The sequence below is a fragment of the Pseudoclavibacter sp. VKM Ac-2867 genome (genome assembly GCF_015351275.1).
Classification (GTDB): Bacteria; Actinomycetota; Actinomycetes; order Actinomycetales; family Microbacteriaceae; genus Pseudoclavibacter.
In genome coordinates this window covers 73747-96342 of the sequence record NZ_JADKSL010000014.1, presented here as the reverse complement: position 1 = coordinate 96342, position 22596 = coordinate 73747, and the positions used below count along the sequence as shown (strand labels likewise).

The 22596-nt window shown below is 68.4% G+C and carries 19 protein-coding genes and 1 tRNA gene; 17 read left to right on the top strand and 3 right to left on the bottom strand.

From position 1 onward, the window contains the following. Positions 1-9 precede the first annotated feature (9 nt). Together ITJ67_RS14025 and ITJ67_RS14020 are read left to right on the top strand one after the other, a co-directional pair. Complete coding sequence (locus ITJ67_RS14025; protein ID WP_194678039.1) at positions 10-723, top strand: sirohydrochlorin chelatase; 714 nt, start codon at positions 10-12, stop codon at positions 721-723. Positions 724-872: 149 nt separating this feature from the next. Beyond that, positions 873-1727, top strand: coding sequence for a formate/nitrite transporter family protein (locus tag ITJ67_RS14020; RefSeq protein WP_194678038.1), 855 nt, complete (start codon positions 873-875; stop codon positions 1725-1727). 507 nt (positions 1728-2234) lie between these two features. On the opposite strand, the gene gndA is transcribed toward ITJ67_RS14020, so the two are convergent. Then, positions 2235-3707: an NADP-dependent phosphogluconate dehydrogenase gene (gene gndA, locus ITJ67_RS14015; RefSeq protein ID WP_160072437.1), complete on the bottom strand. Its 1473-nt coding sequence runs from the start codon at positions 3705-3707 to the stop codon at positions 2235-2237. Between the two features lie 212 nt (positions 3708-3919). Between gndA and ITJ67_RS14010 the strand changes: the two genes are divergently transcribed. The 6 genes from ITJ67_RS14010 to ITJ67_RS13985 all read left to right on the top strand — a co-directional run bounded on the left by ITJ67_RS14010 (position 3920) and on the right by ITJ67_RS13985 (position 11228). Continuing rightward, complete coding sequence (locus ITJ67_RS14010) at positions 3920-4753, top strand: hypothetical protein (RefSeq protein WP_194678037.1); 834 nt, start codon at positions 3920-3922, stop codon at positions 4751-4753. 175 nt (positions 4754-4928) lie between these two features. Continuing rightward, positions 4929-5528, top strand: a complete 600-nt coding sequence (locus ITJ67_RS14005; protein WP_160072433.1) for a 50S ribosomal protein L25/general stress protein Ctc — start codon at positions 4929-4931, stop codon at positions 5526-5528. A gap of 131 nt (positions 5529-5659) precedes the next feature. After that, positions 5660-6253, top strand: a complete 594-nt coding sequence (gene pth / locus ITJ67_RS14000) for an aminoacyl-tRNA hydrolase (RefSeq protein ID WP_194678036.1) — start codon at positions 5660-5662, stop codon at positions 6251-6253. After that, positions 6250-6687, top strand: coding sequence for a D-aminoacyl-tRNA deacylase (dtd, locus tag ITJ67_RS13995; protein ID WP_160072429.1), 438 nt, complete (start codon positions 6250-6252; stop codon positions 6685-6687). The genes pth and dtd overlap by 4 nt, the downstream gene beginning before the upstream one ends. A 72-nt stretch (positions 6688-6759) precedes the next feature. After that, positions 6760-10374 carry a transcription-repair coupling factor gene (mfd, locus tag ITJ67_RS13990; RefSeq protein ID WP_416362329.1) on the top strand — a complete coding sequence of 1205 codons (3615 nt, stop codon included), beginning with the start codon at positions 6760-6762 and terminating at the stop codon, positions 10372-10374. 2 nt (positions 10375-10376) lie between these two features. Next, positions 10377-11228 carry a MazG nucleotide pyrophosphohydrolase domain-containing protein gene (locus ITJ67_RS13985; RefSeq protein WP_194678035.1) on the top strand — a complete coding sequence of 284 codons (852 nt, stop codon included), beginning with the start codon at positions 10377-10379 and terminating at the stop codon, positions 11226-11228. A gap of 135 nt (positions 11229-11363) precedes the next feature. Here the strand turns inward: ITJ67_RS13985 and ITJ67_RS13980 are convergent, their stop codons facing one another. Further along, complete coding sequence (locus tag ITJ67_RS13980; protein WP_160072427.1) at positions 11364-12614, bottom strand: winged helix-turn-helix domain-containing protein; 1251 nt, start codon at positions 12612-12614, stop codon at positions 11364-11366. Between the two features lie 25 nt (positions 12615-12639). Between ITJ67_RS13980 and hisS the strand changes: the two genes are divergently transcribed. The 9 genes from hisS (at position 12640) to ITJ67_RS13935 (ending at position 20648) form a co-directional block, all read left to right on the top strand. Next, on the top strand, positions 12640-13956 hold the full coding sequence (hisS, locus tag ITJ67_RS13975) for a histidine--tRNA ligase (RefSeq protein ID WP_160072425.1): 1317 nt from the start codon (positions 12640-12642) through the stop codon (positions 13954-13956). 120 nt (positions 13957-14076) lie between these two features. Further along, on the top strand, positions 14077-14664 hold the full coding sequence (locus ITJ67_RS13970; protein ID WP_160072423.1) for a hypothetical protein: 588 nt from the start codon (positions 14077-14079) through the stop codon (positions 14662-14664). Positions 14665-14768: 104 nt separating this feature from the next. Beyond that, positions 14769-16049, top strand: coding sequence for a phosphopyruvate hydratase (gene eno / locus ITJ67_RS13965; RefSeq protein WP_104241653.1), 1281 nt, complete (start codon positions 14769-14771; stop codon positions 16047-16049). Between the two features lie 119 nt (positions 16050-16168). Continuing rightward, a complete protein-coding gene (locus tag ITJ67_RS13960) occupies positions 16169-16855 on the top strand; it encodes an FtsB family cell division protein (RefSeq protein ID WP_160072421.1) in 687 nt (228 codons plus the stop codon). A gap of 70 nt (positions 16856-16925) precedes the next feature. After that, positions 16926-17456, top strand: a complete 531-nt coding sequence (locus ITJ67_RS13955) for a DUF501 domain-containing protein (protein WP_228502888.1) — start codon at positions 16926-16928, stop codon at positions 17454-17456. 51 nt (positions 17457-17507) lie between these two features. Continuing rightward, complete coding sequence (locus tag ITJ67_RS13950; protein WP_160072419.1) at positions 17508-19034, top strand: FAD-dependent oxidoreductase; 1527 nt, start codon at positions 17508-17510, stop codon at positions 19032-19034. 52 nt (positions 19035-19086) lie between these two features. Then, a tRNA-Leu gene (locus ITJ67_RS13945) sits at positions 19087-19160 on the top strand. Between the two features lie 50 nt (positions 19161-19210). After that, the gene (locus ITJ67_RS13940; RefSeq protein WP_160072417.1) at positions 19211-19783 is read left to right on the top strand and encodes a GNAT family N-acetyltransferase; all 573 of its coding nucleotides are present in this window, start codon (positions 19211-19213) and stop codon (positions 19781-19783) included. 49 nt (positions 19784-19832) lie between these two features. Then, positions 19833-20648, top strand: a complete 816-nt coding sequence (locus ITJ67_RS13935; RefSeq protein WP_194678034.1) for a shikimate 5-dehydrogenase — start codon at positions 19833-19835, stop codon at positions 20646-20648. A 51-nt stretch (positions 20649-20699) separates the two neighbouring features. Here the strand turns inward: ITJ67_RS13935 and ITJ67_RS13930 are convergent, their stop codons facing one another. Then, complete coding sequence (locus ITJ67_RS13930; RefSeq protein WP_194678033.1) at positions 20700-22178, bottom strand: ATP-binding cassette domain-containing protein; 1479 nt, start codon at positions 22176-22178, stop codon at positions 20700-20702. Positions 22179-22596: the final 418 nt, after the last annotated feature.

The window sequence follows — 22596 nt, the reverse complement described above, 5'->3', positions numbered from 1 at the left end:
GAGCACGAGATGAACGAGCAGGGCCCGCGTCCCACGATCCTCGTGGGTGCATCCCACGGGACGGACAACACCGACGGGCAGGCCGTCATCCGTGAGCTGCTGCGGCGCGCCCAGCAGCTGCGGCCCGACGTGCAGGTCGTCGGAGCGTTCGTCGACGTCCAGCAGCCGAGCCTCGTCGAGGTGCTCGCGGGGCTCCCGGAGGACGCCGACGTCGTGGTCGTGCCCGTGCTCCTCACGGTCGGATTCCACACGCAGGTCGACATCGCCGAAGCCGTCGCCGCACGCCCCGGCACCTCCGTGGCCGCCCCGCTCGGCCCCGACGCGCGCCTCTCGCAGCTGCTCTGGGACCGTCTCCTCGAAGCTGGCGGCAGTGCCGAAGACGGAGTCGTGATCGCCGTCGCGGGTTCCACGGCCGCCGCCGCCGTGCCCCGCTTCCACGAGCTGCGCGAGCAGTTCAACGGCATCGGCGGCGCGGATGCGGTCCTCGGCTACGGCGCGGCCCTCGACCCCCGCGTGCCCGCCGCTGTCGACATCGCCAGGCGCCAGCGACCCGGCGCGAGCGTCAGCATCGCCAGCTACCTGCTCACCCCGGGGTTCTTCCACGACCGCGTGTCGGGGGCGGGAGCCGACATCGTGGCGGCGCCCCTCGGCGTGGACGACCGCATCGCGGAGATCATCCTCGAGCGCTTCGACGCCGTCGTCACTCCGGCAGCACTCGTCTGACGGCGCTTCTCACAGGGCTCGGACGGAGGCGAGAGGGAATGGAAACCAGAACGCACCGCACGAGCCACGGGGCCGAAACTGCACGCGAATAGCGTGTGGACACCGGGCCGATCACGGCCACAGAGCACCGCCAGAGCGAAAGGGAACCTGTGTCCTACGTCAAGCCGAACGACCTCGTCACCACCATGATCGATGCCGGCGAGAGCAAGATCTTCCTCTCGACCCGCGACACCATCATCCGCTCCACCATGGGAGGTGCCTTCCTCACCATCGCCGCGGCCTTCGCCGTCACCGTCAGCGTGACGACCGGCGTCCCGCTCCTCGGCGCTCTGCTCTTCCCCGTCGGCTTCATCATGCTGTACCTGCTCGGCTACGACCTCCTCACGGGCGTCTTCGTGCTCGGCCCGCTCGCCTGGCTCGACAAGCGGCCGGGCGTCACCCTCCGCGGCGTGCTCCGCAACTGGGGGCTCGTGTTCGTCGGCAACTTCATCGGCGCCTTCACCATCGCCGTCCTCATGGCCATCGTCGTCACGAACGGCTTCGCGACACCCCCGAACGAGGTGGGCGAGGCCATCGGCCACATCGGCGAAGGCCGAACGGTCGGCTACGCCGAGCACGGTGCCTCCGGGATGCTCACGCTGTTCGTCCGCGCGGTGCTCTGCAACGCCATGGTCGCGACCGGAGTTGCACTCGCCATGATCTCCAAGAGCGTCTCCGGCAAGGTCATCGCCATGTGGATGCCCATCATGCTGTTCTTCTTCATGGGCTTCGAGCACTCCATCGTGAACATGTTCCTGTTCCCGTCTGGCCTGCTCCTCGGCGCAGACTTCACGCTCCTGGACTACCTCATCTGGAACGAGATCCCAACAGTCGTCGGCAACCTCGTCGGAGGACTGCTCTTCGTGGGCCTGCCGCTCTACTTCACCTACGGCCGCACCGGTTCGCGTCGACCGGTGGCCGCCAAGCTCGCTGCGACCGAGGCCAAGGCGCCCGCCGCCGTCTGAGCTGCCCGCTTCCCAGCTCACCCGGCTGTCCCCGCTCATCCGAGTGGAAGAGTCAGCCAGATGCATCCTCCTCCGTTCGGGAGCCTGCTTCTGGCTGACTCTTCTCAGGTTTCTGCGCTGTTTTCAGCCCGCCGTCACCGCCCCGCCACCGCCACCACCGCCGCCCACCCCTTCCCGCCCACCCAGCCTGGCGCATCCGGCCCCGGCCGCAGGAGTTGGCGAGATGCACGCTCACGCCGTTGTGAGGGTGCGTCTCGCTGACGTCTGCGGCTCCGGATGCGGTGGCACGGCGGGCGGAGAGGGGGAGCCGGAGGTGGGAGCAGAGCAGAGCAGGCCGGCGCAGAGCAGGCCAGAGCAGAGCGCAGAGCGGGTGAGAGCCCGGCAGCGCAGAGCAGTCACCCAGCGGGGGAGCTCCACGCCTCGCCGCGCACGTGAAAGGCCCCGGCCCTCAGGCGGCTGCCTGAAGGCCGGGGCCTCGCGCGTTGCTTCTGCGGCTCGCTGAGCTCGCTACGCGTTGTGCTCGGTGCGGTCGCCGGACCAGTCGGTGTGGAAGACACCGTCGCGGTCGACGCGCTTGTAGGTGTGGGCGCCGAAGAAGTCGCGCTGCCCCTGGATGAGGGCGGCGGGGAGGCGCTCGGCGCGCAGCCCGTCGTAGTAGGACAGCGACGAGGAGAACGCGGGGGCGGGGATGCCGGCCTGCGCTGCCTGCACGACGACGCGGCGCCATGCTGCCTGCGCGGTGTCGACGGCCTCGCGGAAGAACGGTGCGGTGACGAGGGCGACGAGCTCGGGGTTCTCGGCGTAGGCCTCGGTGATGCGGTTCAGGAAGCGGGCCCGGATGATGCAGCCTGCACGCCAGATCGCGGCGATGTCGCCCTTCTTGATGTCCCAGCCGTACTGCTCGGCGCCGGCGATGATGGCGTCGAAGCCCTGCGAGTAGGCGATGATCTTGGACGCGTAGAGCGCGAGGCGCACGTCCTCGACGAAGCCGTCGGCGTCTTCGACCTGGAAGCCGTCGGGGCCGGGGAGGGTGCGGGATGCGGCGCGCTGCTCGAGCTTGGAGGACACTGAGCGGGCGAACACGGCTTCGGCGATGCCGGAGACGGGCACGCCGAGGTCGAGGGCGGTCTGTACTGTCCAGGCGCCGGTGCCCTTGGCGCCGGCGGCGTCGAGGATGACATCCACGAGCGGGAGCTGCGTGTCGGCGTCGACCTGGCGGAGCACCTCTGCGGTGATCTCGATGAGGTACGACTCGAGCTCGCCCTTGTTCCACTCGGCGAAGATCTCCGCGATCTCGGCGGGGGACTTGCCGGTGCCGCGGCGGATGAGGTCGTAGGCCTCGGCGATGAGCTGCATGTCGGCGTACTCGATGCCGTTGTGGATCATCTTCACGAAGTGGCCGGCGCCGTCGGTGCCGACGTGGGTGACGCAGGGCTCGCCCTCGGCGACCGCGGCGATGGTGCGCAGGATCGGGCCGAGGGTCTCGTACGACTCGACGGTGCCGCCCGGCATGAGGGAGGGGCCGTTGAGGGCGCCCTCTTCGCCGCCGGAGATGCCGCAGCCCACGAAGTGGATGCCCGTCTCGCGCACGGCTGCCTCGCGGCGGCGGGTGTCGGTGAAGAGGGCGTTGCCGCCATCCACGATGATGTCGCCCGGCTCGAACGCTTCGACGAGCTGGTTGATGACGGCATCGGTGCCGGCGCCTGCCTGCACCATGATGATCGCGGTGCGGGGCTTCTGGAGTGACGCTGCGAAGTCGGCGACCGACTCGGAGGGCACGAACCCGGCCTCTGGATGCTCCGCGACGAGCGTGCGGGTGCGCTCTGGCGAGCGGTTGTACACGGCGACGGTGTTGCCCTCGCGGCTCGCGAGGTTGCGGGCGAGGTTGGAGCCCATGACGGCCATGCCGACGACGCCGATGTTCGCGCTTGGGGACGAGCCGGTTTCCGAGGAGATCGAGGGGGCAGCGTCAGTGGTCATAGATGCGTCTCTTTCAAAGTGGATGCGAGCTCCCGTCAGGGCGATGCACGGGACACTCCACGGTATTGCACGACGGGCAGTCGTACCCTGACTTGTGGCACGAGCGAGGCAACCATTTCCGAACATGACGAAACGGCGCCGGATTCGGCACACAGCCAGGACGATAGCTGGCTGCATGCGTGACCGCGAGCACCAAGACAGGAGACACTCCAGTGGCTGACCATGACGCCCGCACGAGAGCCTATGATTTCGGGCGCCCAGACGATGACGGCGACGCCATCACCGATGAGCAGCCCACGACGGCGATGCCGCGGACTCGTGCGACGCCGTCCACCTCTCGGGCGTCGTCATCCAGCCTGTACGAGGGAAGCGACGAGTCGACCCGCGTCATCCCGCAGCAGGCACCGCCGCCGGCTCCGGTGTCCGCGCCCGCGGCACCTGGTCGTCCGGCCGCGGCGGCTCGGCCGCCGCGAGCTGGTCAGCAGTCGGGTCTCGCGGATGCGCGTGGCAGCGAGGGCCGAAGCGGACGCGCCCGCGAGTCGGCGAGCCCGAGCGTGTGGGCACGCATCGGCTCGGTCTTTCTTGCCGTCCCGCTCTACGCGATCTGCGTGGTCGCGTTCAGCGCCATCCCCGTGCTGATCATCGTCTCGGGCTTCTCGTCGTCGGCGGGCAGCTTCCTCGGCGACGGTGTGGGTGTCTCGCCGGTGTGGACGATGCTCGTCACGATGCTCGCGGCCGTCGGCTTCTTCCTCATGGCGCTCACGATGCGGCTCTCCGGTACGGGCTCGGTCGTCTCCGGGGCGCTGTCGGTGCTCGCGGGACTCGGCTGCTTCCTGCTGCACGCGCAGATCACGGCCGCGCTCGTCGCTGCTCCCCTCTGGCAGGAGGAGCTCTCGACATTCCAGCTGTTCGCGGGTCCGGCATCCGGCATGGCGGTCTCGCTGCTCGCCGCCGAGCTCGTCGTCTTCGGGTTCGCGATGCTGGGCGCTGGTGCGGCTGTCAGCAGCGCCAGGCGCCACGGCTGGCGCAAGGCCGTCGGCTTCTAGCAGCTCGATCCGGTGGTTTCGAGGAACGGCACCACGCGGCGCCCGTCATGGCGTAAAGTGGGGGGCTGAACTTCGGCGAGGGGCCGTAAGGCCCGTGATCGACGCGGTGATGTGTCCTTGAATGGGCCTCCACACGCTTCCTCAGTCTGTCGAGAACCACCATCAAGGAGACAACATGGCAGAGACCAACAAGCTCAGTGTCGAACTGCGCGAATCGTTCGGCAAGGGTGCAGCACGCAAGATCCGTGCTGCCGGCAAGATCCCCGCGGTCCTCTACGGCCACGGCACCGACCCCCGCCACCTGACCCTCCCGGGTCACGAGACGATGCTGCTCATCCGCAAGGCGAACGCGCTCATCGAGCTCGACATCGAGGGTGACACGCAGCTCGCGCTCGTCCGCGACGTCCAGCGCGACCCGGTGCGCCAGATCATCGAGCACCTCGACCTCGCGGTCATCCGCAAGGGCGAGCGCGTCGAGGTCGACGTGCCGCTGCACCTCATCGGCGAGCCCTTCCCGGGCACGATCGCCGTCCAGGACGCGACGACGATCCTCGTCGCCGCAGACGCGACGGCCATCCCGAGCTTCATCGAGGTCTCGGTCGAGGGCCTCGAGGATGGCACGCTCATCCACCGCGAAGACCTCAAGCTCCCCGAGGGCACCGTTCTCGTCGAGCTCGCTGAGGACGCCGAAGAGGTCGCTCTCGTCTCGATCCAGACGCCTCGTGGCGAGGACGAGGACGAGGACGCCGAGGAAGAAGCAGCCGCGGCCGAGTAGTTCCTCGTCTGGCGTCGTTGACTCGACGTATCTTCGGAAGGCGGGTGGCTTCGGCTGCCCGCCTTTCGCGTTCCATCATCCGTGGACGAGCCGCCGCCCGCCGCGTCCCCTCTCATGAAAGGCTTTGCAGCATGGCAGCAGACACCTGGCTCGTCGTCGGACTCGGCAATCCCGGCGAGAAGTACGCGAAGAACCGTCACAACGTCGGGCAGTTCGTCGTGGATGAGCTCGCGAAGCGCATCGGGGCCGGCTTCTCGCGGCACACCAAGGCGAACGCTCGCGTAGCGGAGGGGCGCACGGCTCCCGGCGGCCCGAAGCTCGTGCTGGCGAAGTCGAACGGCTACATGAACACCTCGGGCGGCCCCGTCTCGCAGCTCGTCGACTACTACGGGGTCGACGTCGACCACGTCGTCGTCGTGCACGACGAGCTCGATCTGCCCTTCGACACGTTGAAGCTCAAGGTCGGCGGCGGTCACGGCGGCCACAACGGTCTGCGCGACATCAGCGCGGCGCTGGGCGATCCCGGGTACCTGCGAGTGCGCGTCGGCATCGGGCGCCCGCCTGGGCGTCAGGACGCTGCGGACTTCGTGCTGAAGGACTTCGCCGGCAGCGAGCGGGACGTGCTCCCGGTCCTCGTCGGCGACGCGGCAGACGCGGTCGAGCTCATCGCGCTCGAGGGCATGCAGGCCGCGCAGCTTCGAGTGCACACGGCAGCTGGCGCGTGAAGCTCGTCGTCCAGCGGGTCACCGAGGCGAGCGTCACGGTCGGCGATCGCACGGTCGGCCGCATCGACGAAGCTGGGCTCCTCGTCCTCGTCGGCGTGACGCACGCGGATACCGAGGCGGATGCGGCCAAGCTCGCCCGCAAGCTGCTCGGGCTGCGCATCCTGAACGACGAGAAGTCCGTCGTCGACACCGGCTCGCCGCTGCTCGTCGTCAGCCAGTTCACGCTGTACGGGGATGCGCGCAAGGGGCGGCGCCCGTCCTGGTCGCTCGCGAGCGGTCGGGAGCACTCAGAGCCGCTGGTCGAGGCCTTCGTCTCGGACCTCCGCGCCGGTGGAGTGCGCGTGGAGACCGGCGAGTTCGGCGCGATGATGAAGGTCGCGAGCGTCAACGACGGACCGTTCACCGTGCTGCTCGAGTCCGCTGAACTCGCCTAGCTCGCTCTCAGCGCAGAAGAGAGCCCGGGGACTGTAGGAAGTATCTTCCCCTCGGCGCGTACAATTCCCCGAGTGACTCTGCACGGCTTCGTACGCTCCATCCAGTCCACCCCTTCCTTCGAGCGCGCCATGGGGCGCGCCGGTCGCGACACCGACTTCTCGCTCGTCGATGGGGCGAGGGCCCCGCTGATCGCGAACCTCCTCTCCGCGCGCCAGGCCGAGCTCGGTGCCGCCCCGATGCTGTTCGTGCTCACCGCGACGAGCCGTGAGACCGAGCAGTTCGGCGCCGACCTGCAGACGTTCGTGCCGGATGCGCACATCGCGGAGTTCCCGGCATGGGAGACGCTCCCGCACGAGCGGCTGAGCCCGTCCGTCGAGACCACCGGCCGCCGACTTCGTGCCATGCGCGAGCTCACCGACTGGAAGGCGGGGGAGCGCGCTGCGCCGTTCGTGCTGCTCGCCTCCGTGCGCGCCGCCCTCCATCCGCTCCTGCCCGGCCTCGACGCGGCCACGACCATCCGCCTCGAGCGCGGCTCTCGCGGCAACGACCTCTCGAGCCTCGCCCTGCAGCTCGTCGACCTCGCCTACTCGCGCGTCGACATGGTCACGCGACGAGGCGAGTTCGCCGTCCGCGGCGGAATCCTCGACGTGTTCCCACCGGATGCGTCGCACGCTCTCCGCATCGACTTCTTCGGCGACGAGGTCGACGAGATCCGCGTGTTCTCGGTCGCGGATCAGCGCTCGCTCGAGTCCGAGGTCACCGAGGCCCTCATCACCCCGGCCCGAGAGCTGCTGCTCACCGAGAGCGTGCGCCAGCGCGCACGCGAGATGCAGCACGAGTTCCCGAACCTGCAGCAGATGCTCGCGAAGATCGCCGAGGGCATCCCCTCCGAGGGCATGGAATCGCTCGCCCCGGCGCTCGTGAGCGAGCTCGTCCCGATCACCAGCTACCTGCCGGAGGACGCCGCCATGGCGGTGCTCTCGCCTGAGCGAGTCGCCACGCGCGCCGTGCACCTCTCGGAGACGAACCACGAGTTCCTCGAGGCTGCCTGGAGTGCCGCGACCGCCGGCGCGGATGCCCCCATCGACCTCAGCTCGGGCGACTTCCTCAGCGTCTCCGGCCTCCGCGACGCTCGCGGTGCCCGACCGTGGTGGTCGCTCTCGCCGTTCCAGTCGCTGGAGATCCCGGAGGAGCAGCTCGACGCGAGCGAGATCCTCGCCGTGAAGATCGAGGGCGACGCGGTGCCCAGCTTCGCCGGCAACGCCGACGGCGCGATCGAGCACGTCTCGGCGCTCCTCAAGGAGGGCTGGCGTGTCGTCGTCACGAGCCAGGGGCCCGGCCTCGTGGAGCGTGCCAGCCAGCTGCTCTCCGAGCATGGCGATGCCGCGAGGCTCGTCGACGAGCTGCCCGACGAGCTCGAGACCGGCGTCGCCTACCTCACGCAGTCACCCGTCTCCACGGGCGTCCAGGTGCCCGGCCAGAAGCTCGCGCTCGTCACCGAGACCGACTTCTTCGGACGAGCCGTCGGATACGACTCGCGCCAGCCGAAGAAGCTCGCCAGACGACGCGCCAACTCGGTCGTCGACCCGCTGCAGCTGAAAGCCGGCGACTTCGTCGTGCACGAGACGCACGGCATCGGCAAGTTCATCGAGCTGCGCCAGCGTGAGGTCCAGGCGGGCGGCAGGAACGCCCCCAAGACCGTGCGCGAGTACCTCCTCATCGAGTACGCGCCGTCCAAACGCGGCCAGCCCGGTGACAAGCTGTTCATCCCGACCGAGCAGCTCGACCAGCTCACGAAGTACGTCGGCGGCGAGGCGCCCGCCCTCTCGAAGATGGGCGGCTCCGACTGGTCGGCCGCGAAGGGCAAGGCCCGCAAGGCCGTGCGCGACATCGCCGTGGAGCTCGTGAAGCTCTACAGCACCCGCATGGCCTCGAAGGGGTACGCGTTCGGGCCCGACACGCCCTGGCAGCACGAGCTCGAGGAGGCGTTCCCGTTCGTGGAGACGCCCGACCAGCTGCAGACCGTCGACGAGATCAAGCGCGACATGGAGCGACCCATCCCCATGGACCGCCTCGTCTCGGGCGACGTGGGCTTCGGCAAGACCGAGGTCGCCGTGCGTGCCGCGTTCAAGGCGGTGCAGGACGGCAAGCAGGTCGTCATCCTCGTGCCGACGACGCTGCTCGTCCGTCAGCACCACGAGACCTTCTCCGAGCGGATGGCGGGTTTCCCCGTCACCATCAAGCCGCTCAGCCGGTTCCAGTCGAAGAAGGAGTCGGAGGAGACGATCCGAGGGCTCGCCGACGGCTCCGTCGACATCGTCATCGGAACGCATCGCCTCCTCACCGACACCATCGCGTACAAGGACGTCGGCCTCATCGTCATCGATGAGGAGCAGCGTTTCGGCGTCGAGCACAAGGACGCCCTCAAGAAGCTCAAGGCCAACGTCGACATCCTCGCAATGAGTGCGACCCCCATCCCTCGAACGCTCGAGATGGCGGTCACGGGGATCCGCGAGATGTCGACCCTCGCGACCCCGCCGGAAGACCGGCACCCGATCCTCACGTTCGTGGGCGCCAAGTCCGAGCGCCAGGTCGCCGCCGCAATCCGCCGCGAGCTGCTGCGCGAGGGGCAGGTGTTCTACGTGCACAACCGCACCGCATCCATCAACCGGGTGGCGGCGGAGATCGCCGAGCTGGTGCCGGAAGCGCGGGTTGCGGTCGCGCACGGCAAACTCAGCGAAGCGCGACTCGAGCAGATCATCGTCGACTTCTGGGAACGCAAGTTCGACGTGCTCGTCTCGACCACCATCGTCGAGACCGGCCTCGACATCGCCAACGCGAACACGCTCATCATCGACGACGCCGAGCGCTACGGGCTCAGCCAGCTGCACCAGCTGCGCGGACGTGTGGGTCGCGGACGCGAGCGCGCCTACGCCTACCTGCTGTACGACGGAACGCGCCCGCTCACGGAGACCGCGACCGACCGCCTCGAGACGATCGCGGCCAACAACGAGCTCGGCTCCGGCATGCAGGTGGCCCTCAAGGACCTCGAGATCCGCGGCGCGGGAAACCTGCTCGGCGGCGAGCAGTCCGGCCACATCGCCGGCGTCGGCTTCGATCTGTACCTGCGCATGATCGGCGAGGCCGTCAACACCTTCCGCGGCGAGGTCGCGGAGGGGCAGACCGAGCTGCGGCTCGAGATTCCCGTGGATGCCCGCGTGCCCGAGGACTACGTCGCGAGCGAGCGACTGCGCCTCGAGGCCTACCAGAAGCTCTCGAGCGCCTCGAGCCCCAACGCGAAGCCGGGCCAGATCGGGCTCGTCCTCGAGGAGCTGCAGGACCGCTACGGCGAGCCGCCCATCGAGGTGCAGCGCCTCATCGAGGTCTCGAAGCTGCGCCGCCTCGCCGTGAAGGCTGGCCTCGGCGAGCTCGTCGTGTTCGGCAAGACGCTGCGCATCGGACCCGCCGAGCTGAGCGACTCCAAGCAGATGCGCCTGCGCCGCATGTACCCGGGATCGAAGATCGTCGACGCCACGAACTCGCTCGCGATCCCCATCCTCGAGGGCCGCGACGGCAATCCGCCGAGCGACGAGGAGATGCTCATCTGGGTGCGCAGCATCCTCAAGGCCATCTTCGAGGTGGAGGATGAGGTCGTCGAGGTTCCCAGTGACACGGAGGCCAAGTAATCGTGGGGGAGGCGAGCGATCGTCCTGAGCTGCTCCGGCTGCTCAGCGTCGTGGAGGCGTTCCGTGGAGACGCAGGATGCGCCTGGTACGAGGAGCAGACCCACGCAACGCTCGTGAAGTACCTCACGGAGGAGTCCGCGGAGCTCGTCGAGGCGCTCGAGAGCGACGACCCCACCGACATCCGCGAGGAGCTCGGCGACGTGCTCTTCCAGGTGCTCTTCCACTCGGACATCGCCGCCCAGCGGGCGCAGGGCGCCTTCACGCTCGAGGACGTCGCGCGCGAGCAGGCCGACAAGCTCGTGCGCCGCAACCCGCACGTCTTCGGGCCGACACCCACCCGCGACATCGACGAGATCATCCGCCTCTGGCAGGAGGCCAAGGCCGTCGAGAAGCGCGACCGCACGAGCGTGCTCGACGGCGTGCCCCGAGGGATGTCGGCGCTTGCGCTCTCGCAGAAGATGCTCGGCAAGGAGCGCCAGGTCGGCGCGGCCGCTGTCTCAGCCGCCGCCTCGCCCGCCGCCGCCTCGCCCAGCGATTCGCCCGCCGCCTCGCCCAGCGATTCGGGATGGGTAAATCGCTTCGGGATGGAAAGCAAGCCATCCGAGAGCGAGGAAGCCATCCCGAATCCTGGGGTGGGGGAGGTCAGTGCAGAAATGGGCGCAGCCACAGGGGAGGCGGTTGACGAGGAACTGGCGCTGGGGCGAAGGCTACTCGCGCTCGTTCGAGACGCGGATGCACGGGGGCTCGACGCCGAGCGCGCGATGCGGCTCGCCAACCGCGAACTCGAGGCGCGCATCCGCTCGGCCGAAGCCGAAGCCGAAGCCGAAGCCGAAGCCGAAGCGCGAGACGCCTGAGCTGCTTGATCGCTGCCCGTTGAATGCCCCTCTGGGGCAAGGCTTGGAGGGCGAATCGCCGGGCAGCGTTCGACTAGGTGGGCAGGCCGGCAGCCAGCCAGGCAGACGGGCGGGCAGGCAGGCCGCGGCGTCGCGTTAGCGATTCGAGGTGAGCGCGCCACCAAGGCCGCGGGCGAGATTGCCGCGGTCGGCCACGACGATGTCGTCGAGGTGCTGCCAGGCGGCCGCGTCGCGCAGCAGCACGGCAGTGCGTTCGGCGATGTCGGCGGGTGCATCCGCCTCGCTCCATGCCGATTGCACGCGTAGGATGCGCGACTGCCGGTCGTTCTTCAGGTCGACGCGGCCAACCACCGCGTCGCCGAGCAGGATCGGCAGGGAGTAGTAGCCGTAGACGCGCTTCTCGGCGGGTGTGTAGATCTCGATGCGGTAGTGGAAGTCGTGCATCCGCTCGGCTCTCGGCCGGAACCAGACGACGGGGTCGAAGGGCGAGAGCAGCGCTGCCGCGTCCATCGCGCGTGGCCGCTTGGCGTCGCGATGCAGCCACGCCGTTCCCGGCTGGCCGTCCTTGCCCCACTCGGCGACTCGCACGGGTAGCACCTCGCCGGAGTCAGCGAGTTCCTCGAGCGCTGTCTTCGTGAGCGCCATCGGCACGCGGAAGTAGTCGGCCAGGTCGGCCGTGGTGCCGATGCCGTGGGCGGCGGCGGCCATGCCGGTGAGCGCACGGACCGCGTCGCGCGTGCTCACCTCGGCGCCGAGCACCTCGGGCGGCAGAACCTGCTCGGGCAGCGCGTAGCGCCGCTCGAAGCCCTTGCGGGGTGCTGATGCGAGCTCGCCCCAGCGGAAGAGGTGCTCGAGCACGATCTTGACGTCCGACCACTCCCACCAGGAGCCGCGCCGCTTGTTGGCCTCGTGCTCGAACTCGCTTGCCGCGAGCGGGCCTCGCTCGAGGAGTTCGGCACGCAGCCACGCGATCGTCGCCGCGTGGCCCTCGAGGAACTCTGCGTTCTTGCGGCGGTCCCGTTCCTCTTTGTCGCGCATCCGCCACCCGAAGAGCGGCAGTGACGAGACGGGGAGCAGCGCCGCCTCGTGGGCCCAATACTCCGTGAGGCGCGGTTGGCGACCGGACGCGAGACGGTCGAGCGCCGCCTTGTCGTAGCCGCCCAGTCGAGAGAAGACGGGCATGTAATGGCTGCGCTCCCACACGTTCACGGAGTCGATCTGCAGCAGGTGGATGCGCGAGAGCAGCGAGCCCAGCTGCCGCGTTCCGGCTTCGGTCGCGGCCTTCCGCCCGCCGAACCCCTGGGCCGCGAGCGCGATGCGTCTGGCCTGAGCCGCACCGATGAGGGGGAGCTGGTCGGTCACGCGGCGCCCCCGAATCCGTCGCATGCGATCATCCTGCGAGAATAGTGCAATGGCTTCTCAGATCACTCCGCCTCGTGGCATGCGCGATTTCCTTCCGGCAGACAAGCGCAGGCGTGAGCGCATCCTCGGGACGATCCGTGAGGTGTACACGAGGCACGGCTTCGATGAGATCGAGACGCCGGTCGTGGAGGACGCAGCGCGCCTGCACTCTGGGCTCGGCGGGGACAACGAGAAGCTGTCCTTCGCCGTCATGAAGCGTGCGCTCGACGGCGAGGCCCTTGCTGCTGCCGCCGAGGCCGGCGACCCCCTCGCGCTGAGCGACCTGGGCCTGCGCTTCGATCTGACGGTGCCGCTCGCGCGGTTCGTCGCCACGCACCGCGGAACCCTGCCTGGGGTGTTCCGCAGCCTGCAGATGGCGCCGGTCTGGCGCGCCGAGCGCCCGCAGAAGGGTCGCTACCGGCAGTTCGTGCAGTGCGATATCGACATCATCGGCGAGCCGGGTGCGCTCGCCGAGGTCGAGCTGCTGGTGGCATCCTCGGCCGCGCTCGTCGAGCTCGGCCTCGACAACTGCACTATCCGAGTCAACGACCGGCGCCTGCTCACCGCTCTGCTCGTGCACTGCGGATTCGCGGAGGCCGAGCACGGCGCCGCACTCATCACGATCGACAAGCTCGACAAGATCGGGCCAGAGGGAGTAGCCGCTGAGCTCGCGACGCTCAACGCCACGGCCGCGCTGCAGCTCGCGGCGGCGCTCGCCACGTGGGCGCCCCTGCTCGAGACCGGCATCCGTCTCGATCGCGCGACGGTCCTCACGAGCCTGCCCGGTGCGCTCCGGGAGGACCCGGCCGTCGTCGAGATCGTCGAGGGCATGGTCGAGATCGCGGATGCGGCCTTCGCGGCGGGCGCCTCCATCCGGCTCGTGTTCGACCCGAGCCTCGTGCGTGGCATGGGCTACTACACGGGCACGATCTTCGAGGCGGCGCACCCGGAGTCGGGCTCCTCGGTCGGTGGCGGCGGACGCTACGACGGCATGATCGGCCGTTTCCTCGGGCAGGATGTGCCGGCGTGCGGGTTCTCGATCGGCTTCGAGCGCATCGTCGACCTCGCGCAGCTGCCCGACTCGGGCGAGGAGCGTGCCGTGGCGCTGCTCTTCGACAAGCGGGCGTCCGTCGCCGATATCGCGAAGGTCAAGGGCGCGGTCGTGCGCTCCGGAGCGTCGCGCGTGCGCGTCGCCAAGAAACCCAAGAACGTGCGCGGCCTACTTGCCTCGCTCGCCGAGCAGGGGTTCACGCACGCGGCTCACGTGCGGGACGAGCACGTCGACGCGCCCGAGACGCTCAGCTTCGAAGCGCTCCAGGGCTCGTAGCCTGGCACCTCCGAACGAGGGGGAGCCTTGGAATCGAGCACTCGACAGGGGACGCCTGCCAGCAGAGTCCGCAGGCGGTGGCTCGCGTCCGTGGGCCTGGTGGCGGCAACGACAACGTCATTGAGCGGATGCTCACTGCTCGGTGAATGGGACGAACCCCTCGCCTACCAGGAAGTTGTGATCCCAGAGTCCGTTGCCGAGCCCGGCAGCCGATTCGAGTACCGGGAGACCGCGCTTCTGCCCCTGGAGGATGGTCGCAAGGTGGCGATCACCTTCTCGCAGCTGGCGACCGGCGGCCCGGAGAACTCGGGGCTCACCGAGATCGGGCCTGAATGGACGCACCCGGAATCTCTCAACTTCACAGTCGGCCTGCAGGGCGACGCCGAAGACGGTACGTCGGCACTCCCACCGGATCTCGTCGGGATTCTCGATGATGGCTCGGTTGCCCCGCGAGCGACGATGGACGAGGCACCTGACGCGATCCACTGCGGCGATGGCATGGGACCCCCGCAACAGGACGCAGCTGGCGATCAGCAACTCCGCTGCGCGATCTACCTGGTTCCCGCGGGGCGGTCCCTCGTCGAGGTCCGGTGGGGGCCAGCGGATGGGGATCCCGAGTATGCGGAGAACCCGGTCGTCTGGCGGGTTCCGAGCTTCGAGGAGCTGATGGCGGCGGAGACAGCCGAGCTGCCCTCGCCCACCTCGTGACGTCAGCGCGTCCGCTCCCTCCTCACGTTCCGCCGACCCCGATACACTGACGAAGGACCGCGTCTCTGGCGGTCCGTACGCTACTGATTCGCAAGGAGCATCCTGTGGCCCTTATTGACGTCGTCCACGCCCGCGAGATCCTCGATTCCCGAGGCAACCCAACCGTCGAGGTCGAGGTTCTGCTCGATGACGGATCGACCGGCCGCGCGGCTGTGCCGTCCGGCGCATCCACCGGCGCCTTCGAAGCCTTCGAGCTGCGCGACGGCGACGCCGACCGCTACCTCGGCAAGGGCGTCCAGAAGGCCGTCGAGGCCGTCATCGACGAGATCGACCCCGCCATCGAGTTCTTCGACGCCAGCGACCAGCGTCTCGTCGACGAGGAGCTCAAGGAGCTCGACGGCACCCCCAACAAGAAGCGCCTCGGCGCGAACGCCATCCTCGGCGTGAGCCTCGCAGTCGCGAAGGCAGCAGCCGACTCGGCTGGCCTCCCGCTCTTCCGCTACGTCGGCGGCCCCAACGCTCACGTGCTCCCCGTGCCGATGATGAACATCATCAACGGTGGCGCGCACGCTGACAACGGCATCGACGTGCAGGAGTTCATGATCCTCCCCATCGGTGCAGAGACCTTCAGCGAGGCGCTTCGCTGGGGCACCGAGGTGTACCACCAGCTCAAGAAGACCCTGCACTCCAAGGGCTACGCGACGGGCCTCGGCGACGAGGGCGGCTTCGCCCCCGACCTGCCCAACACGCGTGCGGCACTCGACCTCATCGTCGAGGCCATCGGCGCGACGAAGTACGAGCTCGGCACCGACATCGTGCTCGGCATGGATGTCGCCTCGAGCGAGTTCTTCAAGGACGGCAAGTACCACTTCGAGGGTGCTGAGGTCTCGGCTGAGGAGATGACGTCCTTCTACGAGAAGCTCGTCGCCGACTACCCGATCGTCACGATCGAGGACCCGCTGGACGAGGACGACTGGTCTGGCTACCAGGCTCTCACGGCCGCCATCGGCGCCAAGGTGCAGATCGTCGGCGACGACCTGTTCGTCACCAACCCGGAGCGCCTCCAGCGCGGCATCACGGAGGGCGCAGCGAACTCGCTCCTCGTGAAGGTCAACCAGATCGGCACGCTCACCGAGACGCTCGACGCTGTCTCGCTCGCGCAGCGCGCCGGCTACACGGCAATCCTGTCGCACCGTTCGGGCGAGACCGAGGATGCGACGATCGCGCACCTCGCGGTCGCCACGAACTCCGGCCAGATCAAGACCGGTGCGCCTGCCCGCACCGACCGCGTCGCCAAGTACAACGAGCTCCTCCGCATCGAGGAAGAGCTCGGCGACGCAGCCGTCTACGCAGGCCGCAGCGCCTTCCCCCGCCACAAGGCATAGGGGTCCGGGCCGGTCGGCGCGGCTTACCGCCGCGCTGATCGGCGCGACACACGAACGGGTCGGGGCAAGTCCCCGGCCCGTTCGGCATGATGGGAAGCCGACACGGGAGGGGGATGCGCATGGCGAAGTCGACGGGAAAGTCGAGCTCGAGTCGGAGCGGGGGAGCCGAGTCGAAAGCCACTCCGCGCGCTCCGTCGAGGCCGAATGCGAACTCGAGCGCGAAGTCGAACGGGAACGTGAAGCCGAAGGGCGGCACCCCAGCCAAGGGGGCGGCGAAGGGCTCTTCGAAGTCCACACCCTCGAAGTCCGCACCCTCGAAATCGAAGCCCCGCTCCAAGCCGTCGTCCTCGTCACCTCGCAAGCAGTCGTCGAGCGGGCCGTCGAAGCGCCGCCGCATTCCGACCGTGCGCCCGAACGGCGCGACCGTGCTCGTGGCACTCGTCGTGATCCTCGGTATCGCGGTGCTGGCACCGACCGCGCAGCGCTACATCGCGCAACGGCAGTATGTCGCCCAGCTGCAGGCCGAGCTCGTCGAGACGCAGCAGAGCGTGGATGAGATCGCCACGGAACGCGACAGGTGGAGCGACCCCGCGTACATCCAGTCGCAGGCCCGAGGGCGTCTCCTATTCGTCATGCCCGGCGACACGAGCTACCTTGTGCTCGACCCACCCGTCACCAACAAGCAGCAGCAGAGCAACATCAGCACCGAGCTCCACGAGACGCAGGCCAGCTGGCTCGACAGCTTCGTCGAGTCGATGGTGACCGCCGGCACCGCGCCGGCACCCGCGCCCACCCCGGGCGACTAGCACCACGAAGCACATCGAACCCCGCGGATCGTCACTCCAGCGCATCCGCCCGCAGAACCGAAAGCGACCAATGCTCGAGTACTCAGTAGCCAGCGAACGCGACCTCGAGGTCATGGGGGAGCAGCTCGGCCGCCCCATGCGGGGTGTCGTCGGGATCGGCGCCCGGTGCGTCTGCGGCAACCCGACGGTCGTCGTCACGCGCCCACGGCTGCCAGACGGCACGCCGTTCCCCACGCTCTACTACCTGTCTCATCCCGCCGCGACCATCGCGATGTCGCAGATCGAGGCGGAGCAGATCATGCCGGAGATGCAGCAGCGGCTCAGCGACGACGAGGAGTTCCGTGCCGCCTACCTGGCCGCGCACGAGCGCTACCTCGCCGAACGCGAATCGCTCGAGGTCGTCGAGGAGATCACCGGAGTCACCGCCGGCGGAATGCCCACGCGCGTAAAGTGCCTCCACGCCCTGGCCGCCCATTCGCTGGTCGCGGGGCCCGGAGTGAACCCCGTCGGAGACTGGGCGCTCGAGCTGTCCACCTGGTCTCCGAAGCGCTGCGTGTGCGCGAACCCGGGCGATGCACTCGCCCGTGACGCGCAGGAGTAGACTTGACAAGGTTTTCCTCGCCCAACCATCGCATGCAGGGAGTACAAGTACGTGACTAAGATTCTCATCGTTGGCGGAGGCTACGCCGGCTTCTACACGGCGTGGCAGCTCGAGAAGCAGCTGAACCCGGGCGAAGCCCAGGTCACAGTCGTCGATCCGCTGCCGTACATGACGTACCAGCCATTCCTCCCAGAGGTCATCAGCGGCAACATCGAGCCGCGTCACGCAGTCGTCTCGCTGCGTCGCCACCTCAAGCGCTCGCGCGTCATCACGGCTGAGGTCACGAACATCGACCACGCCACGAAGACGGCGACCATCACGCCGCAGATCGGCGAGCCGTACACGGTCAACTACGACATCATCGTGGTCACCGCCGGCGCCGTCTCGCGCACCTTCCCGATCCCCGGCATCGCCGACAACGCCATCGGCGTGAAGACGGTCGAAGAGGCCACGTGGATCCGCGACACGATGATCGACAACTTCAACAAGGCGTCGACCATGGCCCCGGGCCCGGAGCGCACGCGCCTCCTCACGTTCGTCGTCGTCGGCGGTGGCTTCGCCGGCATCGAGTCGTTCGCCGAGATGCGCTCGCTCGCGACCGCGCTGCTCGAGGACTACCCGTCGCTGCAGTTCGACGACGTGCACTTCCACCTCATCGAGGCTGCCGGGCGCATCATGCCCGAGGTGTCGGAAGACACCGCACTGTGGGTCATCAAGAACCTTGCAGAGCGCGGCGCGACGGTGCACCTCAACACGCAGGTCACCTCTGCACTCGACGGCGTCGTCGAGACCTCGGCTGGCGACAAGTTCCCCACCGATGTCATCGTCTGGACCGCTGGAGTCATGGCAGCTCCGATCATCAAGAGCAACAGCGACCTCCCGGTCGACGAGCGCGGACGCCTCCGGGCACGCGCCGACCTCCGCGTCGAGGGCGACAACGGCATTGTCCAGGACGCCTGGGCAGCCGGCGACGTCTCGGCGGTCCCCGACCTCTCCGGTGGTGGAGTCGGCGGCTTCTGCGTGCCGAACGCCCAGCACGCGGTCCGTCAGGGCAAGCTCATGGCCTCCAACCTCGTGGCGACGCTCCGCGGCGGAACGCCGAAGGACTACTACCACGAGAACATGGGCGCGGTTGCCGGTCTCGGCATCGGCGTGGGCGCATTCCAGTCGGGCACCTTCGCCCTGACCGGCGTGCTGGCCTGGCTGGCTCACCGTGGCTACCACGACCTGGCGATCCCGACTGTCGAGCGCAAGATCCGCGTGCTCACGGGCTGGATCAACAACTTCGTGCTCGGCCGCGACTTCGTCTCGCTCAGCGCCCGCGAGACGCCTCGCGCCGGTTTCGAGCGCTTCGCTTCGCGTCCCCGCCCCGCAGCCCCCGAGGCCAAGGCGGATGCCCCGAAGAAGCTCCCCGCGTCGAGCGAGCACGGTGGCGACAAGGCTGCCGCCTCGACCGAGAAGCCTGCGGCTGACACCAGCGGCAAGACGGTGACCGAGAAGGTCGCCGCTGAAGCGGGATCGGCTGCTCCGAAGCCCGCCGCGCGCTCGGCCAAGGCGCCTGCTGGCGACAGCAAGTAGCTGACCTCGTCGGGGCCGTCACATCTTCGGATGCGGCGGCCCCGACGTGTACGCCCCTATGGCCCAACTGGCAGAGGCAGAGGACTTAAAATCCTTGTGTTCTGGGTTCGAATCCCAGTGGGGGCACTACGCAACGGCTCCGGCTCGCGTCGAGCTTCGCGTGGCACCATGCCGCCATGGTGATCGAGGTTCGAGCAGCGAAGCGATTCGCTGATGTGCAGACGATGGTCGGGCCCAAGCGGCCGGATGCCAACGTGTGCTGGTGCCTGAGCTACCGCATCCCCTCGAAGGAGAACCTGTCACTCGTGGGCCCGGAGCGCGGCGAGCGAGTCAAGCGCCTCCTGCGGCAGAAGACGCCGCCTGGCGTGCTCGCCTACGAGGGCGACGAGGTTGTCGGCTGGGCCGCAGTGCATCCGCGGAGCGAGACGAGCTTCGCACGCAACCGCCGCATCCCTCACCTCGACGACCTGCCCGTCTGGTCGCTGTGGTGTGTTCGCGTTCGTCCCGGCTACCGGGGCCGAGGCATCTCCCACCAGCTCGTCGAAGGCGCCGTGCAGCTCGCCAGAGACCACGATGCCCCCGTCGTCGAGGCCTACCCCGTCGATAACAGGGGCGAGAAGGTGGACCTCACGATGGCGTACGTCGGCACACGCGGCCTGTTCGAGAGGGCGGGCTTCGAGCAGGCAGCTGAGACCGACTCGGTGCTGAACGGCTTCCCTCGGGTGCTCATGCGACTCGACCTGCGTTGATGTCGCAGCTGCTGGGGTGCACTCGGCTCTCACCCGCGATACTGGCGGTATGCCGATTCTCAACAAGGACATGACCCTCTGCATCTCGCTCGCTGCGCGGCCGTCGAACCTGGGGACGCGGTTCCACAACTACCTCTACGAGGAGCTCGGTCTCAACTTCATCTACAAGGCCTTCACGACGGACGACATCGAGGGGGCGATCCGCGGTGTCAGGTCGCTCGGCATCCGCGGATGCTCGGTCTCGATGCCGTTCAAGGAAGCCGTTATCGCGCTCGTCGACGAGCTCGACCCTTCCGCGCTGGCTATCGAGTCGGTCAACACGATCGTGAATGACGGCGGTCGACTTGTCGCGTCGAACACCGACTACGAGGCCATCGCCGAGCTCATCGCGGAACACGACATCAGCTCGTCGCTGCCGGTTGTCGTGCGCGGCGCCGGTGGCATGGCGAAGGCGGTCGTCGCGGCGTTCAGAGACGCCGGCTTCGGCGACCTCACCGTCGTCGCCCGCAACGAGATCGCTGGCAGCGCCCTCGCTGAGAAGTACGGGTACCGGTGGCAGGACGTCGACCCCGAGCCAGGTGCCTTCGTGCTGGTCAACGTCACACCCCTGGGCATGACCGGGGAAGACGAGGCCGCGCTGTCATTCAGCGAGGAGCAGGTGGCCGCCGCTGCACTCGTGTTCGACGTCGTCGCCTTCCCGGCGGAGACCCCACTCATCAGGCTCGCACGAGCGCAGGGTGTTCCCGTGGTCACCGGTGCCGCTGTTGCCGCCCTGCAGGCGGCTCGGCAGTTCGAGAAGTACACGGGGGAGAGCATCACCGCCGAGCAGGTCGAGCGCGCGGCCGCTTTCTCTCGCGAGCTCTAGGCCGCTCGACGTCACCGGAGTACCGCGGTCTCAGTGGCGGGCCTCGACCCGCTACGTGGTCGTGACTGCTCGGCGTCCGACATGTTCTGCGCGTTGGGCGCCGAGCATCGCATGCACGATCATGTCCTCGTCGAGCAGCTCGGAGCGTCCCTCGAGCGCGGTCCTGCCATTGGCGAGGACCACGACGCGGTGGCTCCACTTGAGCAGCTCGGTGAGATCCGTGCCCAGGAACACGACCGCCGTGCCGGTCTGGGCGAGGCTGTGGAGGAAGGTGAAGACGGCACGACGCGCGCCGACATCGACGCCCTGCGTCGGGTGAGCGAGCACGAGCACCGTGCCGCCGCGCTCGACGGCACGGATGAACTCGGCCTTCTGCTGGTCTCCGCCGGAGAGCTCGGCGAGCGCGGTGTGGATGCTCGCGGTGCTGATGCGCAGTCGGTGCACGAGGTCGATCATCTTCCTCGCCCGTGAGATCTCCGCGCCGATGGTCGCATCCGTCGCACCGACGCCGTGGAGGAGGCTCCGATCGGCGTCGAACGCCGGCACTGCGTCCGGGAGGAAGCTCACGCCGTGTGCTTCGGCGACGCCTGCCTCTGCCAGGTCGACAGGCTCTCCGAACAGCTCCACGTGGCCCTGCTGCTGCCGGGTCGCTCCGCCGAGGATCTCGATGAGCTGACGCACACCCGAGTCGTGCGTCCCCGTGACGCCAACGACCTCGCCCGGGCGCACGTGGAGATCGACGCCGTGCAGGAGGCGGCCGTCACCGACGCCGAATGCAGCGAGCGCTGCACGGTGCGCATCCTCCCCGGAGCTCGCGAGGCTCGCTTCCGCGTCTGGCACCTCGCCGACGAGCATGACCGTGAGCTCTTCGGCGCCGAGCCCGCCGATGGGGGTGTCGACGGCTATCGTGCCGTCACGGAGCAGGAGGACGCGGTCGACGATCGACTGCACCTCGTCCATGCGGTGCGTGATGTACAGGATGCTTCGGCCCTGCGAGGCGAGCTGCCGCAGCACTCGGTGCAGGAGCGCGATCTCGTGGTCGGCGAGCGTGACGGCCACCTCATCGATGACGACAAGCTGCGCCTCCTCGGCGAGCATGCGAACGACCTCGACGAGCGCGCGACGCCCCCGGTCGAGCTCATCGACCATCGCGTGAGGATCGAGTCGGGTGCTGGTCTGCTCGACGAGCTCTTGTGCGCGTTCGAGAACCGCCTCGTGCGACTCATCGGCCCGATAGGTGTTGCGGAAGAGCGCCTGCGCGACCGTCAACCCCCTCGGTGGTTCCGCGTTCTGGGTGATCACTCCCACGCCGCAGGCCTGCGCCTCCTCGGGTGAGGCCGGGGCGTAGGGCTCCTCGCCGAGAATCATGGTTCCGGATTCGAGCTGTTGGCGTCCGATGAGCGTGCTCACGAGCGTGCTCTTGCCTGCGCCGTTGACGCCGATGAGTCCGACGATCTGCCCCCGAAAGAGGGTGAGGTCGACCGCCCGGAGTACTTGCCGGCTGCCGTACGAAGTCGTTGCGCCGCTCATGCGCACAAGAGTTTCCATCGTTCCCCCTCGATAGATGTGCGAAGCCTGATTCTGAGATCGAAGCAGCTCCGCGTGTCTGCCCCCTCACGGAGATCCGCGAACTCAGACGACTCGAACCTATATGAGATCGGCGCTATTCGTGTCCATTGTCTTCCTCGGGTGTGCGCTACTGTCGTGTCGGCTGCTACCTGCAGTCGATGCCGATGCGTTCATCATCGCGGCTGATGTGTACGCGCAGACACTCTCCTCACCGATCGATCGGATGAGGGAGATGTGCTTTCCTGCCGCGTGGACAACGGCCGACGTGGCAGGCGATCGCTTCGTGAGCGAGCAGAACTGCTCGCGTGCGGTGGTCCGGTCGCGGATGGTGCTCTGGTCGGCATGGGGATTCGGATGCCTCATTCACTTCGAACTGGAC

Coding starts and splice junctions, on each gene's coding strand:
- ITJ67_RS13955 (WP_228502888.1), top strand. CDS start 16,926: ATGCTCGAGTACTCAGTAGCCAGCGAACGCGACCTCGAGGTCATGGGG.
- ITJ67_RS13940 (WP_160072417.1), top strand. CDS start 19,211: ATGGTGATCGAGGTTCGAGCAGCGAAGCGATTCGCTGATGTGCAGACG.
- ITJ67_RS13935 (WP_194678034.1), top strand. CDS start 19,833: ATGCCGATTCTCAACAAGGACATGACCCTCTGCATCTCGCTCGCTGCG.
- ITJ67_RS13930 (WP_194678033.1), bottom strand. CDS start 22,178: ATGAGCGGCGCAACGACTTCGTACGGCAGCCGGCAAGTACTCCGGGCG.
- gndA (WP_160072437.1), bottom strand. CDS start 3,707: ATGACCACTGACGCTGCCCCCTCGATCTCCTCGGAAACCGGCTCGTCC.
- ITJ67_RS13960 (WP_160072421.1), top strand. CDS start 16,169: ATGGCGAAGTCGACGGGAAAGTCGAGCTCGAGTCGGAGCGGGGGAGCC.
- hisS (WP_160072425.1), top strand. CDS start 12,640: ATGGCTTCTCAGATCACTCCGCCTCGTGGCATGCGCGATTTCCTTCCG.
- ITJ67_RS14025 (WP_194678039.1), top strand. CDS start 10: ATGAACGAGCAGGGCCCGCGTCCCACGATCCTCGTGGGTGCATCCCAC.
- ITJ67_RS13980 (WP_160072427.1), bottom strand. CDS start 12,614: ATGCGACGGATTCGGGGGCGCCGCGTGACCGACCAGCTCCCCCTCATC.
- ITJ67_RS14005 (WP_160072433.1), top strand. CDS start 4,929: ATGGCAGAGACCAACAAGCTCAGTGTCGAACTGCGCGAATCGTTCGGC.
- pth (WP_194678036.1), top strand. CDS start 5,660: ATGGCAGCAGACACCTGGCTCGTCGTCGGACTCGGCAATCCCGGCGAG.